The sequence below is a fragment of the Paenibacillus sp. FSL R5-0470 genome (genome assembly GCF_037975205.1).
Lineage (GTDB): Bacteria > Bacillota > Bacilli > Paenibacillales > Paenibacillaceae > Paenibacillus_AQ.
In genome coordinates this window covers 4,061,334-4,074,883 of record NZ_CP150238.1, presented here as the reverse complement: position 1 = coordinate 4,074,883, position 13,550 = coordinate 4,061,334, and the positions used below count along the sequence as shown (strand labels likewise).

The 13,550-nt window shown below is 44.4% G+C and carries 14 protein-coding genes; 8 read left to right on the top strand and 6 right to left on the bottom strand.

Annotation, left to right across the window (positions count from 1 at the left end; genetic code table 11):
• Positions 1 to 285: 285 nt before the first annotated feature.
• Genes pnuC through MKY99_RS17975 form a run of 4 tightly spaced genes read left to right on the top strand, consistent with a single transcriptional unit; the run spans position 286 to position 3,439 of the window.
• Positions 286 to 963, top strand: a complete 678-nt coding sequence (gene pnuC, locus MKY99_RS17990) for a nicotinamide riboside transporter PnuC (RefSeq protein ID WP_339265478.1) — start codon at positions 286 to 288, stop codon at positions 961 to 963.
• On the top strand, positions 960 to 1,970 hold the full coding sequence (locus tag MKY99_RS17985; protein WP_339265476.1) for an AAA family ATPase: 1,011 nt from the start codon (positions 960 to 962) through the stop codon (positions 1,968 to 1,970). The genes pnuC and MKY99_RS17985 overlap by 4 nt, the downstream gene beginning before the upstream one ends.
• A gap of 27 nt (positions 1,971 to 1,997) precedes the next feature.
• A complete protein-coding gene (locus MKY99_RS17980) occupies positions 1,998 to 2,891 on the top strand; it encodes an NUDIX domain-containing protein (protein ID WP_339265474.1) in 894 nt (297 codons plus the stop codon).
• Positions 2,888 to 3,439 carry an NADAR family protein gene (locus MKY99_RS17975; RefSeq protein ID WP_339265472.1) on the top strand — a complete coding sequence of 184 codons (552 nt, stop codon included), beginning with the start codon at positions 2,888 to 2,890 and terminating at the stop codon, positions 3,437 to 3,439. The genes MKY99_RS17980 and MKY99_RS17975 overlap by 4 nt, the downstream gene beginning before the upstream one ends.
• A gap of 49 nt (positions 3,440 to 3,488) precedes the next feature.
• Here MKY99_RS17975 and MKY99_RS17970 read toward each other — a convergent pair whose 3' ends face one another.
• Positions 3,489 to 4,268 (bottom strand): AraC family transcriptional regulator, encoded by a 780-nt coding sequence (locus tag MKY99_RS17970; RefSeq protein ID WP_339265470.1) that lies wholly within the window; start codon positions 4,266 to 4,268, stop codon positions 3,489 to 3,491.
• A 282-nt stretch (positions 4,269 to 4,550) separates the two neighbouring features.
• Here MKY99_RS17970 and MKY99_RS17965 point away from each other — a divergent pair, with 282 nt between their 5' ends.
• Positions 4,551 to 6,626, top strand: coding sequence for a beta-galactosidase (locus MKY99_RS17965; RefSeq protein ID WP_339265468.1), 2,076 nt, complete (start codon positions 4,551 to 4,553; stop codon positions 6,624 to 6,626).
• A 44-nt stretch (positions 6,627 to 6,670) separates the two neighbouring features.
• On the opposite strand, the gene MKY99_RS17960 is transcribed toward MKY99_RS17965, so the two are convergent.
• Together MKY99_RS17960 and MKY99_RS17955 are read right to left on the bottom strand one after the other, a co-directional pair.
• Entirely contained in the window at positions 6,671 to 7,216 is a 546-nt protein-coding gene (locus tag MKY99_RS17960; RefSeq protein WP_339265466.1) for a GNAT family N-acetyltransferase, read from the bottom strand.
• On the bottom strand, positions 7,213 to 7,863 hold the full coding sequence (locus MKY99_RS17955; RefSeq protein ID WP_339265464.1) for an NUDIX domain-containing protein: 651 nt from the start codon (positions 7,861 to 7,863) through the stop codon (positions 7,213 to 7,215). Before MKY99_RS17955 ends, MKY99_RS17960 begins: the two co-directional genes overlap by 4 nt.
• 142 nt (positions 7,864 to 8,005) lie before the next feature.
• Here MKY99_RS17955 and MKY99_RS17950 point away from each other — a divergent pair, with 142 nt between their 5' ends.
• On the top strand, positions 8,006 to 8,527 hold the full coding sequence (locus MKY99_RS17950; protein ID WP_339265462.1) for a hypothetical protein: 522 nt from the start codon (positions 8,006 to 8,008) through the stop codon (positions 8,525 to 8,527).
• Between the two features lie 5 nt (positions 8,528 to 8,532).
• Positions 8,533 to 8,967 carry a DUF5301 domain-containing protein gene (locus MKY99_RS17945; RefSeq protein ID WP_076300612.1) on the top strand — a complete coding sequence of 145 codons (435 nt, stop codon included), beginning with the start codon at positions 8,533 to 8,535 and terminating at the stop codon, positions 8,965 to 8,967.
• Positions 8,968 to 9,012: 45 nt separating this feature from the next.
• Here the strand turns inward: MKY99_RS17945 and kduD are convergent, their stop codons facing one another.
• The 3 genes from kduD to kduI form a co-directional block, all read right to left on the bottom strand.
• The gene (gene kduD, locus MKY99_RS17940) at positions 9,013 to 9,771 is read right to left on the bottom strand and encodes a 2-dehydro-3-deoxy-D-gluconate 5-dehydrogenase KduD (RefSeq protein WP_042189303.1); all 759 of its coding nucleotides are present in this window, start codon (positions 9,769 to 9,771) and stop codon (positions 9,013 to 9,015) included.
• A gap of 43 nt (positions 9,772 to 9,814) precedes the next feature.
• A complete protein-coding gene (locus MKY99_RS17935; RefSeq protein WP_076286209.1) occupies positions 9,815 to 10,570 on the bottom strand; it encodes a DeoR/GlpR family DNA-binding transcription regulator in 756 nt (251 codons plus the stop codon).
• A 132-nt stretch (positions 10,571 to 10,702) separates the two neighbouring features.
• Positions 10,703 to 11,536 (bottom strand): 5-dehydro-4-deoxy-D-glucuronate isomerase, encoded by an 834-nt coding sequence (gene kduI, locus MKY99_RS17930; protein WP_339265458.1) that lies wholly within the window; start codon positions 11,534 to 11,536, stop codon positions 10,703 to 10,705.
• Between the two features lie 244 nt (positions 11,537 to 11,780).
• On the opposite strand from kduI, the gene MKY99_RS17925 reads away from it, so the two are divergent.
• Positions 11,781 to 13,457: a hypothetical protein gene (locus tag MKY99_RS17925; RefSeq protein ID WP_339265456.1), complete on the top strand. Its 1,677-nt coding sequence runs from the start codon at positions 11,781 to 11,783 to the stop codon at positions 13,455 to 13,457.
• Positions 13,458 to 13,550: the final 93 nt, after the last annotated feature.

Below are 13,550 nucleotides of genomic sequence, written 5' to 3'. Positions count from 1 at the left end.
CGCGTAAATCGCGGGTTTTTTCCTTTGTCAGCGTATATTCTTGCCAGAAATCATTGTCAAGAATAAGTACCGTTAGCTGATTCTAGAAATAGGCTTATGCTAAGGAAGAGGATACCGACCATGGACTGGGGCCAGACTTAAGTTGGAAATTATTCTCACCTTTTTATTGCATCTTCCTCGCCTTTTTGCTATATTTGATATTAACAAATTGTTATTATCAAAAAGTTACTAACAATAAACTGAATGGTGAAGATTCGGAAATTTAATGAAAGGGAGTGGATGAAAGTGAATAAAACATGGGGTGGCTGGAATCTGTTTGAAATCGTCTGGCTAGTTTTATTTACCTCTATTGCTGTTGCGTTTACGGTTATTTCTAAAGATTCCTTATTCGGATTTACGGTCTTTATGACCGGGGTGCTGTGTGTGGTGCTCGCGGCGAAAGGAAACCTGATGAGTTATGTTTTCGGAATGTACAATACCGTTGGTTACGCGTACTTGGCTTATATAAACGGTTTGTTTGGAGAGGTCATGCTGAATTTGTTATTCTTTGTACCTATGAATGTCATTGGCTTCTATATGTGGAAAAACAACCGCCAAGACGGCAAGCTATCCATGCGACAGATGGATCTTAAGTGGCTGTTCCTTGTTGGAGCAGTCTGCGTAATAGGCTGCCTGTTACTGGGAATCGGGCTATCGTTCATCCCAGGGCAGAACTCGCCTTATATAGATGCTATTACAACGGTATTATCCATTGTGGCTACCTTTTTAATGGTCAGAAGATTTAAGGAACAATGGCTGGTCTACATTGTTTTGAATATGTTTACGGTGCTGCTGTGGGTAATTCGGATGCTAGAAGGCAGTAGCGAAGGGGTGCTAATGATCGTCATGTGGAGTGCGTATCTGATTAACGCGGCATACGGCTATTACAATTGGAATAAAGGGGCTAAGGAGGTATCGGTATGAAGACGCTTGGATTAACGCTGGGGAAGTTTGCCCCGTTGCATAAAGGACATCAATTCATGATAGAGACGGCGTTGCAAGAGGTCGACGAATTGATTGTGGTAATCTACGAAACGACGGTGACCCCGATTCCGCTTCATATCCGGGCGAACTGGATCCGCAAGCTCTATCCGACGGTACGGGTAATCGAAGCTTGGGACGGTCCAGACGGGTATTCGAACGATCGGGAGCATGAGATTCGAGAGGAGCAGTATATTTTAGGGCTGTTGAAGGGCGAGCAAGTGACGCATTTTTACTCTAGTGAGTTTTACGGTGAGCATATGAGTGTCGCATTAGGCGCGGCGGACCGGCGGGTGGATGAAGCCCGTGAGCGGGTGCCGATTTCGGCTACGATGGTACGTGCCGACCCTTATAAATATCGCAGATTTGTAAGTGATGTCGTGTATAGGGGGTTAATCACGAAAGTGGTTTTTGTGGGAGCGATGTCGACTGGAAAATCTACAATCACCGAAGCGCTGGCGCAGCGGTATCTCACAACCTTTGCGAGCGAATATGGGCGTGATTACTGGACCGAGCATCAAGTGGATCGTAGAATCAGCCTAGAAGCGTTCGATGAGATCGCTTTGGGCCATATCGAACGTGAGGAGCAGGCGATGCTGGAAGCTAACCGATATCTCTTTGTCGATACCAATGCAATTACCACATATATGTTTGCTTTGGATTACCACGGCCGGGCCCCTGAATGCTTAGCCCGGATCGCGTTAGAAAACGCGCAGCGCTACGATCTGTTTTTCCTGTGTGACGATGATATTCCTTATGAGAATACATGGGACCGTAGCGGGGATCAGAAGCGGCATATTTTTCATAAGCAAATCATTGCCGATTTGAAAGAGCGGCGGATTCCCTATATCACATTGCGAGGAAACCTAGAGGAACGAATGCACAAAGTAAGCGAGGTCTTGGCAAAGTTCGAGCCCTACCGGAACTATTTCGGAGAGTTGAATGGCTAGAATAAAGAACAAAGGAGGCAAGGATACATGAATATGTTGGATCGCGATGGACTTACGGAACGTCAATTTTTAGAACAGTACCATGCCGGGGATTTCGAGCGGCCTTCGGTGGCGGCGGACATGGTCATTTTCACCGTTACGAACACGGAGGCGGACAGCTACCGCAAGCTTCCGGAAAAAGAGCTGCGAATTCTGCTCATTCAGCGGGGAGGTCACCCGTTCCTGGGCAATTGGGCACTTCCAGGCGGTTTCGTCCGGCCGGACGAGACGACAGAGCAGGCGGCGGTGAGGGAGCTGAATGAGGAAACCGGTGTGGATGACATTTATTTGGAGCAGTTGTACACCTTCAGCGATGTTGGAAGGGACCCGCGTACCTGGGTGATGAGCTGTAGCTACATGGCCTTAATCAACAGTGATCAGGTACAGCTGAAAGCAGGAGATGACGCTGCCCATGCTGCCTGGTTCAAGGTAACCTATCGGCTTCTGCGCGAGCGGAAAGAGATTATTGAGGATGGGTATGTGAAAACGAAGGAATACGAGCTCAAGCTAAGCAGCGATGAAGAAGAGTTTACGGCAGTTGTGGGTCGGACGATAACGTCAAAGTCGGCCTCTACGTCAACCGCATACTCCATTGTATTAAATGACGGATTGGCTTTTGATCATGCGAAGATTATAGCTTGCGCTATTGAGAGACTGCGGGGAAAAGTGAATTACACCGATATTGCGCTAAACTTGATGCCGGATCTCTTCACTTTGACGGATCTACAGCAGGTTTATGAGGTGATCTTAGACAAAGAGCTGCTGAAAGCCGCATTCCGACGTAAAGTAGCGGATCTCGTAGCGGAGACCGATCATTATACTGAAAATGCGGGACACCGTCCTTCCCGCTTATATCGGAGAAATATGGAGGAATATCAATGATATACAATATAGAGCAGTTAAGAAAAGCTTATATCGCGGGCAAAACGTTCAAGTTTGTGTTCTTCTGGGGCCATACACCGCCAAAGCACGACGGCGTGGACAAAAGCTGCTTCAGCCAATGGTGGATGAGTCCTTTCATGGTAGAGGGGATAGAGTATTCCTGTGTCGAGCAGTTTATGATGTCCGAGAAAGCAAGACTGTTTGGAGATGACGAGATGTTGGACGCGATCCTTAAAGCTAAGCATCCCAAGGAGATGAAAGCCTACGGGCGTGCAGTAAGAAACTTCGAAAATGACACTTGGGATAAAGAATGCTATAACATTGTCAAAAGAGGAAATATAGCCAAATTTTCGCAGAATCCGAAGCTTGGCGAATACCTCAAGTCAACGAAAAACCGTATTCTCGTCGAAGCTAGCCCACAGGATCGCATTTGGGGAATAGGCATGAGCCAGTCCAATCCTGATGCGGAGAATCCCGTAAAATGGCGGGGTAGGAACCTACTTGGATTCGTGCTGACCGAAGTGAGGGACGAATTGCTGCGGGATTAACTTCATCCTATATTTAAATGAAAAGATAACGATATCCCTTTGGATTTCGTTATCTTTTTTGTTCACCCTCTAAAAGCCGAAGCTTCATCACCCCAGGTGTACAGCCATAAGTATTTCGGAAGATTCGGATAAAATAATTCGTCTCCATTCCCAGTTGAATCGCAATATCCTGAACGAGAATATCAGCATTCTCTGTCATTAACTGTATCGCACGTTCTAGTCGCAGATTCTGTAGATATTTATGTGGAGTTACGGCATATTCCTGTACGAATAGACGCTGGAAATGCTGGACGGAATACCCCACAGCAGCTGCTAGATTGGAGATAAGGAGTGGCTCAGTATAATGTTCGTTAATAAGTTCAACCGCTTTAGCCAACGCTTCATTACGCACAGACTCAAGTTCTAAACGACTGCCTGAGGAGTGTATGGATTCAGAACGACGTAACATCAGAAGTAATCGATATAGGGTTATAGATAGATCCTCCATCCCTTGCTCGTCTTGACGACTAGCCGTCTGATTGTTCACCGTATTCCAGATCTTTCCGATTTCCTCCCAACATTGTTCAAAACGAGCAGGATGATAAGGGAGATAAGGGAGAAGGCCAATCCCCTCCAGCATTCCCTGCGATTGACTCCCTTCGATTCCGATGAAACCCACATGCCATGGTTCATGTGAGGTAGGATAATATTCGTGTCCTCGATCCGGTGGGAAGGCGAAAGCCATTCCAGGTTCTAGTATGATTTCAGTACCGCTCTCCAGATCACGAAACAACCCAGTTCCGGTACGAATCAGAAAAATTTGATGAACAGGAAAACCTGTAGGGCGCACATGATGAAATTGTATATGACGACCTACAGAGTAGGGATATAAGGGAAGCGTCTCAGCGTCGCGCGGTAGTTCTATCAGTGAAAAAGGAAGCAGGATGATTCACCTCATATTCATTTTGTACTATCACTTCGAGAGTATATTCCTACTGATCGGGATGAATTTTCTTATATTATAAATAGTATAAATGATGATTCGTGAATTTGATAGCTTAAGCATCTAGCGTCTCATCAGAGAATAGTCCCATTCAAAAAATGGGCAGAATTGAGAGGATGATCTTACATTATGACTAAAAAACACTCTCCGATTAGCAGCAAAGCTCCAGTGATGCTGCACGGTGCCGATTATAATCCTGAGCAATGGCTGAAGTACCCAGAAATTTTGCGTGAGGATATTCGTCTGATGAAGCTTGCGAATTGCAATGTGATGTCTGTCGGAATTTTTTCTTGGGTATCCCTAGAGCCTGAAGAAGGTGTGTTCACTTTCGATTGGCTCGATAGTGTTTTGGATTCTTTTGCAGAGAATGGGATTTATGCTTTCCTGGCAACTCCTAGTGGAGCACGACCTGCTTGGATGTCTGAGAAGTACCCTGAAGTTCTAAGAGTGGAACGTAATCGTGTTCACAATTTACATGGCTTCCGTCATAATCATTGCTTCACCTCGCCTGTGTATCGGGAAAAGACTGCGATTTTAAATGCGAAGCTAGCAGAACGTTATAGCCAGCATCCAGCGGTTATCGGTTGGCATATTTCGAATGAGTTCGGTGGTGAATGTCACTGTGATCTTTGTCAGAATGCTTTTAGAGATTGGTTAAAGGTCAAATACAATAACAGTCTGGATGAGGTGAATCATGCTTGGTGGGCTACTTTTTGGAGTCATACCTACACTTCATGGACACAGATTGAATCCCCGGCTCCACATGGAGAGACGCAAGTACATGGCTTGAACCTCGACTGGCGGCGGTTTGTCAGTGAACGGACGATTGACTTCTGTCAGCATGAGATCAATGTTGTTCGTCCTTACAATCCTGCACTGCCTATTACAACGAATATGCATATGATCGATGGCATTGATTACCGCGAACTGGCTAAAATTCTGGATGTTGTCTCATGGGATGCTTATCCAGAATGGCATTATACCGAAGATGGTGACGATGCTAGACTGGCGGCATGGACGGCGATGCACTACGATTTAATGCGTTCTTTTAAAAAGAAACCGTTCCTGCTCATGGAAAGCACGCCATCTCTTACGAACTGGCAATCGGTCAGTAAGCTGAAGCGTCCAGGCATGCACAAGCTGTCTTCGCTTCAAGCGGTAGCACATGGTTCGGATTCTGTGCAATACTTCCAATGGCGTAAAAGCCGGGGCTCTAGTGAGAAGTTCCACGGTGCAGTTGTTGACCATAGCGGCCACTCCGAGACTCGTGTGTTTAAAGACGTTACAGAGGTAGGAAAGACGCTGGCGGGAATGACAGAAGTAGTAGGTACATCAACTCCAGTAAAAACAGCGATTATTTTCGATTGGGACAACCGCTGGGCGATCAAGGATGCGCAAGGCATTCGTAATTCCGGATTGCGTTATGAGGAGACTGTACTACAGCATTATCGTGCCCTTTGGGAGCTAGGCATTCCAGTTGATATGATCGGATCGGGGGATGATCTGTCCGCTTACAAGCTGGTGATCGCACCTATGTTATATCTGATCAGTGAAGAGAATGGAAAGCGTATCGAGAAGTTTGTTGAGCAAGGCGGAACTTTCCTTGCAACCTATTGGTCTGGTGTCGTTAACGAAACGGATTTATGTCATTTGGGTGGATTCCCAGGACCGCTACGTAGAACGCTCGGGATTTGGGCAGAAGAGACCGAAGGGCTGCATAGCCGTGATTTGAATGGTGTTGTAATGCAGGCGAGCAATGCACTTAATCTTAGTGGAGATTATGATGCGCATGAAATTGCTGAGCTGATCCACTTGGAAGGTGCGGAAGCATTAGGCACTTATCGCAGCGATTTCTATGCTGGCCGTCCAGTGCTTACGGTAAATCGTTTCGGTGAAGGAAATGCGTATCATCTCGCTACTCGTGTAAAAGATGCCTCTTTCTACGTTGAATTGTATGCTGCAATCACTGCAAAAGCGGGAATTACTCGTGCGCTTGATAGTGAGCTTCCAACTGGTGTGACAGCGCAGCTTCGTACGGATGGAGAGAGTGATTATATTTTTGTGCAAAACTACAGCGGCAGTCCGCAAGCGGTACAATTAGATGGAGCGGAATATACGGATTTGTGCTCAGGCACTGCTGCTCAGTCTGTGTTAAATCTAGCTGTAAATGATCTCGCAATGTTGAAGCGTAAATCGTTAGTATAAAAAGAAGGCAGGACCTGAGGGATTCAGGTTCTGCCTTTTTACTATCAATCCATAAATCGTCCCATCATAATCGTGTTATAGAATTTTCCGTCAGCAAGAATCTTATCATTTTTTAATATTCCCTCGATCTTAAAGCCAAGCTTCTGATAAAGGGTGATAGCTTTGTCGTTCGTTTCGAGGACATTTAAAGTGATTTTTTGGATACCGTTAGCGTCGGCCCAAGCAATAGATTCTGCTAAAAGATTCTTTCCAATTCCATAACCCCAATAATTCTGCAGCACACATACTCCAAACTCTACTTTATGAGTGAATCTTTTTAAAGTAGGGCCTTCACATCGGGAGAACCCAACGATTTGATCCTCAACTACCGCTACAAGAAACAAATTTCTGGGTTCCTTCGAATCAGATTGAATAAGCTCCTTGAAGCCTAATTCGTCAATGAACGCTTCACCTGGTTCTCTGTCTAAATTCTCGGTCTCACCATCAATTTGTACTCTTAATTTGGACAATGTCATAGCATCCGTAGGGATTGCAGATCGAATGATGTATTGGATTCCTCTCACACTAAATATTTGTTGATCAATAATCATTTGTCCTCCGTTACTTCTGGTGATTTTAGTAATATTGCCTCGATTCCCTCAATAATACGAGAATAATAATCCGTATCGTGGGGTACAAAATGGGTCATGTCTACATCCTGCTCAATGGTAATTCTATGTCCATGCGGATCGATTTGAAAACCGTTGACTTGTAGACTATGTATTTCTCCCTGCCAAAATCTGCGGAAATCAGAGAACTTTGCTTTGACAATGCCGGCGACCTCTTCTTTTTGTATCTGAAAATCTTCTAGACGATAGGAATTGTTATAAACAAAGACATGCGCTCGTTCATTATCGATAAGTTTTTCTTTTTTCATACTATAAGGAATTGTCCCTAGCGGGATCAGGTCTTTTAAGGATAAATCCAGTCCCAGCTCTTCATGAACCTCGCGTGTTCCATCTTCTACAGTTTCGTTTGCCAGCAAATGTCCGGCGGCCGTGATGTCCAGTAGTCCCGCATAATCTTGTTTCTGTTCACTCCGAAGTTGTAAATAGATATAGGGTATTTCCTGATCTTTGCTTATAAACCAGCAGTGGAAAGTCTCATGCCAATGTCCTAACCGATGTACCTCTTCACGTGGAGCCGTACCTGTTCGGTTGCCTACTTCATCAAAAATGGTAAGTATCTCATTATGCATAGAAAAGCTCCTTTGTGATGATTTCTTCTTTCTAAAGCCTATCATAAAAACGTTCGAATTACCCTAAATGTTAGGGAGGTTCTTATTGACAACCGCTAGAATGAAATGTATATTTTTGGATGTTAATCAAAGGAGGAGTTAAATGAATTTAGTAACCATGAAGCAGAAGGATTTGGACACTTTTAGTGATGAAAGATTAGGATGGGCCTGTATGGAGCCTACCTTTCAGCAGATTCGCGCAAAATCACCATCGATCAAATCCGAAGTGATCTCAAAGCTCACAGATGGACAGAAAGCACTTTGTATGTTCAGAGTAATGCATGATCACAGCCGTAATTCCGAAGGGGAGTATTATGCTTGGATTTCTTACATGCAAGACCTGCCGGGGTATTGGACAGGGGTGATGGGAGGCATACGATTTTTTGGCGATGATCCGATGATTCTTTTGCTTCAGGAAACAAAGGCATTTCTCGAAGAAAGAAACAATCGACTTGGAATACAGTGGGTTGATGCTACCCTCACGGATCTCGATCGAGATCCTGAGTTGTTGAATGAGATGAGTGGTTTATTTGAACGATTTAAGAACATAGCCGAAGATAGCCACAGGTTGATTGGCGAGTATATTCGGGCACATCCGGGAGAATTTGTGGAGATAGAAGGCTAATAATTATGAAAAAAAGTAAATTATTTTTATTGTTTCTTATAGTAATAAATCTGCTTCTTTATGGAGTTCCCTTATATCACAGTTATAATTCATTTCAAAATCTTGTACTGGATCGAATCGATGCTACTCAAATCACCTCCATTAGAGTTCTTAAGAGTTCTAATGAACAAGAAATTAAAGTGGATGACCCGAAAGAAATTGAAAAGATCATACATGAGTTTTCTGACGTGAAATTAAAAAGAAGTGATGCATCAGAACGACCTGCGGAGACCTATTGGATAAGAATATATGTAAATAAAGATCAGCGCTTTGGAATGACACTCTATGGCACAGATTACTTGTATTTCAGCGATCGATCTAGTAATAGTAAGTATCACTCTGGAAATTTTAAGATTACTAGTAAATTTGATGGGGAATCCATTACAAGCTTGTTTAAGTAAAAATAACCCGCTGCCACAGGCAGCGGGTTAAATATTTCAGGTTATTTATCTAGCCATCCATCCGCCGTCAACATTAAGAATATGACCATTCAAATAGTCGGATGCTGCGGAAGCTAAGAATACAGCAGGACCTTTAAGATCATCAGGTGTTCCCCAACGTGCAGCTGGAATACGATCTAAGATAGCATCCGAGCGGCTTTGGTCAGCACGGATTGGAGCTGTATTTTCAGTCGCCATGTAGCCTGGTGCAATCGCATTGATGTTCAGACCGGAGCCTGCCCATTCATTGGCAAAAGCTTTAGTAAGACCTGCAACCCCGTGCTTACTCGCGGTGTAGCCAGGGACATTGATTCCGCCTTGATAGGAGAGCATAGAGGCGATGTTAATGATTTTGCCGGATCCTCTTTCCAGGAAGTGGCGGCCAGCGATCTGAGACAGAAGGAACACTGTGTTCAAGTTCAGGTTAATAACATCGAACCAGTCTTTTTCACTATGGTCTTTTGCAGGAGTACGGCGGATCATCCCTGCACAGTTCACGAGAATGTCAACATGACCAGTCAGTTCAAGTGCTTGATCAAATGTGTTTTGCAGGTTGCTATGATCACTTAAGTCAGATTCGATGCTAACTGCTTTTACACCAAAAGCTTTTGCAGCGTTTACGGTTTCTTGACTTGTATTAAGCGATACGGATGCAATATCCGCACCTGCTTCTGCGAAGGCAAGGGCAATGCCTTGTCCAAGACCTTGAGCAGCACCGGTTACGAGTGCTGTTTTACCTGCCAAGCTGAATAATGATGATGACATTATAAATTACGCCCCTTTGATTTAAATGGATTTGATTCCGTTATTACTCACATTCAATGGCAATGCCTGCACTGCGGAACTGTTCTGCTGTTTCGGGAGAGAGTCCTTTATCTGTCAAGATAACGTCAACTTCCTGCAGAGAAGCGAATGTACGCAGCGCAGTTTGGCCGAATTTATGATGATCCACAACCGCGAACACTTTACGGGCAGTAGACACAAGGGCTTGCTTAAACTCAATTAAATCTCCTGTATAAATAGAAAGTCCATGTTCGATATGAACAGCTGTCGAGGACAGAAATGCTTTTTGAATATTAAGTTGTTGCACATAGGAGACGGCTTCAGGGCCGGCCAACATATTGCGGACACGGTAACCCCCGGGAACGACGAGACGAATATGATCTTTGGGAACCAGTTCGCTGATGATGTATACATCATTGGTGACTACCGTTAGAGGCATATTGTCCAGGCGTCGGGCAATTTCAAGCGTTGTGCTCCCGCCGTCAAGAGCTATAATATCGTCCTGTTCAATATGAGCAAGCGCGCGCAAGGCGATCTCTGTTTTTTCGTCGGAATACTTATCCAATGGATCCTTAGAGGGCAAAATACCAAACTGGTCGCTTTGTGCCAGCACAGCTCCGCCATGTACACGTACGATCAGTCCTTGCTCCTCCAGCTTGCTTAAATCCTCACGAATTGTTTTTCCTGTAACCTGTAGCTTATCACTCAGTTCATTCACCGTTACATCTTTTTGGTTCAGCATAACTTCCATAATCATCTCATGTCGTCGTATCGGGTTCATCCGCTTGCCTCAGCTTTCCGTAATTGATTAAAATTATAAGAAAGTTTAAGTTTCACGCTAGACTCTTCCTTATAATTCTCGCACAAACGCTTATCGTCCTTAAAAGGACGCCGAAGGCGTTTTAGCTTGTCTCTATTGTAGTTCTTTCATGGATACGGGGTCCATATCATCATATCTTTTATTATCGCCAGCCATACTCCAGATAAAAGTATAGTTATGAGTACCAACACCACTGTGTATGGACCAGCTTGGAGAAATAACCGCTTGTTCGTTTTGCATTACGATATGGCGAGTTTCATTAGGCTCTCCCATCAAGTGGAACACAACGGAATCGTCCGGTAGATCGAAATAGAAATAAGCTTCCATCCGGCGTGGATGTGTATGTGCTGGCATCGTATTCCACATGCTACCTGGCTTCAGTTGAGTCATACCCATAACTAGCTGAGCACTTTGCACGCCGTTTGTATGAATGAACCGGTGAATGGTACGCTCATTGGAGTTCTCCAAACCGCCCATTGCACCAGATTCGGATTCAGCCAGAGTGGTTTTGGTAGTTGGATAGGACTGGTGAGCAGGGGCAGAATTCAAATAGAATTTAGCGGGCTTGGAAGCGTCTGCACTTTTGAAGATAACATCTTTAGAACCTTGACCGACATACAGACATTCTTTGAAATCTACTTCATATTCTGTACCATCGACAATAACCGAACCTTTACCGCCAACATTGATGATCCCCAGCTCACGGCGTTCCAAGAAGTAAGTAACTCCAAGTTCTTTAAGGTCAGTTGTAAGTGCAACTTCTTCCTTAACAGGATTAGCACCGCCAACGATCATGCGATCCTCATGGGTAAGTACAAGTTTCAGTTCATTTGGTGCAAAAATGACAGGAATGTGGAATTCCTTACGGAGGCGCTCAGTGTCAAACTGCTTAACTTCATTAGGATGGGATGCAAAACGTCTTTCCATGGAATATTCAATCTCCTTCACAAGCATATTTTAGTTCGTATAGGTACAATCTACTCCATATACGTTCATATTACAAGTGTTTATTTTTAGATATTGGTTCATTTTAGTTTATTTATAAGTTTTAATAATTGCCAAATGAACGAAAAGTGTGCACAATAGATCTAAAATGCTTAGTTCGCTTAGTTCTCATTTATAGGATTGTTATCATACTATTGAAAATTGAGATGTGGGAGGTTGAACTTGAATGCTGGAGTCGAATGGTATTCAGAGTACTTATCAGGACCGTCAACAAGAAATCATTATAAGTATAGCGCTGGAAGCGCAGAGACAGCCTCTGCTTGAGAGTGGACTCTGGTTCCACGATGATGTGCGAAATAACTTTTATTATGCCTCATATCTTTTTGCAGCTGCAGTAGATGATTCTTTGTCGTTGCCTTTTGACCGGGAAGAAGCGAAACAGAAGGCACAGGATGTGCTGCTAGAGACATTAATGCTACAGAATCGTCAACCTGGCACGGAGCTATACGGGCACTGGCCACTTGGATTGAATCCGGTTCCACGTAAGGCTTCGCCGCATGAATTGCCTGTAGAAATTATGGGCAGTCTGATGGCCTACTTTTGCAAAAGATATGGTGGAGCACTAAACGCTCAACTTCGCATTGTCCTGAATACAGCATTTGGACACATTTATCGGAGTGATTTCTACCGTAAGCCGGTAATCACTTTTGGGCATCATGAAGCGAAATATACAGCAGCAAAGCTGATTTTTGGCACTATGTTTGCAGATGATGTGCTCGTTGAGGATGGTCGTCAAAGTTTGAAGGATACATTGACATACATCCGCTCTAAGGGTATGCCAGAATACGGCAGTCTCCCGTGGTTCTGGCATTGGATACAGGCGTTTACCTGCGCTTTGGAGCTTGTCCCGACAGAAGATACGGATTTAATAACTACTCTTAAAGACATGCTTGATCATCTTTGGAAGGTAAGAGCAGAGTTTTATTTACATGGTGCTTGGGTGGGTGCACATTCTAGAGGTTGGCCACATGATGTACCAGGGGATGCTAATGTGCTTCATGACTATGTTCAGTTCGGGGACTTCAAGCTTTCAGAGGCAATGCCACGCACGGAATACGCGGGACTCCTATTCTATAAAGCACCAGATGAGGTTTTAACAGCTGCAATGAATCGGCGGACGCCAGTGGAAACCACCAAGATTACACAGAAGGTAGTCCCAGCAGATCCGAACGCTCAACCGTTGCTTCATTCCTATGCCTATATTACAGAGGGTTTTGCAGCAGGCGGGATGTGGGAACGAGTAGAGGAATTTGATAATGAACAGCTCCGTTGGACTTTCTCTCTGCCTGTGAATGGAGAAGGAGGGTCCAACCAGCTATTTTTCTTCCATCCAGGTCAAGGCTACAATGAGGGAGATCCTCGCCATCAGAGCCGTTATATGGAGGTCCTCTATCACAAGAATGTAGTTATTTCTTTATTTCCCATTCCTCAGGGGGAAAAGAATACGATCATCGGTGTTCTTCCTCATGGGGAGTGGATGCAAGACCCGAACGCCTTATTCGGTCAGGTTGGGGATGTCTATTTCGCAATATATTTATCTCAATCGTACCAACTACAGGAACGTCCGGGATACATTGAGGTAACCGTTCAAGGGATGCCGGGTGGGGTGATCGTTGAGGCGATCGGTGTTAAGGAGTCTGCAGAGCGTGGCATCATCGGACTGGATGCATTCGTAATAGCAATGGCCCATAATGAACCACACTTTGAGATGGAAGGCGGCTTGGCGGCTCATTATACGACCAGTAATGGCGATAGATTGCATTTGAGTATGAAGAGCGAGTCAGAGCAACCGCGAGCTTTGCTGAATGGTGTGAAGATCTCTTTGGAGAACTATATGGTTTAATAAGAACTCAACATAGTTGTGAGTTAAGTTTGGATGGAGTCGACCTTAAGGTCGACTTTTTTATATTATAAATGCGCATACTATGCTATAGCT

Excerpts from the sequence above, each read along its gene's own strand:
- MKY99_RS17945 (WP_076300612.1), top strand. The coding sequence starts at position 8,533 with ATGAAAAAAAGTAAATTATTTTTATTGTTTCTTATAGTAATAAATCTG.
- MKY99_RS17955 (WP_339265464.1), bottom strand. The coding sequence starts at position 7,863 with ATGCATAATGAGATACTTACCATTTTTGATGAAGTAGGCAACCGAACA.
- MKY99_RS17950 (WP_339265462.1), top strand. The coding sequence starts at position 8,006 with ATGAATTTAGTAACCATGAAGCAGAAGGATTTGGACACTTTTAGTGAT.
- MKY99_RS17960 (WP_339265466.1), bottom strand. The coding sequence starts at position 7,216 with ATGATTATTGATCAACAAATATTTAGTGTGAGAGGAATCCAATACATC.
- MKY99_RS17975 (WP_339265472.1), top strand. The coding sequence starts at position 2,888 with ATGATATACAATATAGAGCAGTTAAGAAAAGCTTATATCGCGGGCAAA.
- MKY99_RS17925 (WP_339265456.1), top strand. The coding sequence starts at position 11,781 with ATGCTGGAGTCGAATGGTATTCAGAGTACTTATCAGGACCGTCAACAA.
- MKY99_RS17980 (WP_339265474.1), top strand. The coding sequence starts at position 1,998 with ATGAATATGTTGGATCGCGATGGACTTACGGAACGTCAATTTTTAGAA.
- MKY99_RS17935 (WP_076286209.1), bottom strand. The coding sequence starts at position 10,570 with ATGAACCCGATACGACGACATGAGATGATTATGGAAGTTATGCTGAAC.
- kduI (WP_339265458.1), bottom strand. The coding sequence starts at position 11,536 with ATGGAAAGACGTTTTGCATCCCATCCTAATGAAGTTAAGCAGTTTGAC.
- MKY99_RS17985 (WP_339265476.1), top strand. The coding sequence starts at position 960 with ATGAAGACGCTTGGATTAACGCTGGGGAAGTTTGCCCCGTTGCATAAA.
- kduD (WP_042189303.1), bottom strand. The coding sequence starts at position 9,771 with ATGTCATCATCATTATTCAGCTTGGCAGGTAAAACAGCACTCGTAACC.
- MKY99_RS17965 (WP_339265468.1), top strand. The coding sequence starts at position 4,551 with ATGACTAAAAAACACTCTCCGATTAGCAGCAAAGCTCCAGTGATGCTG.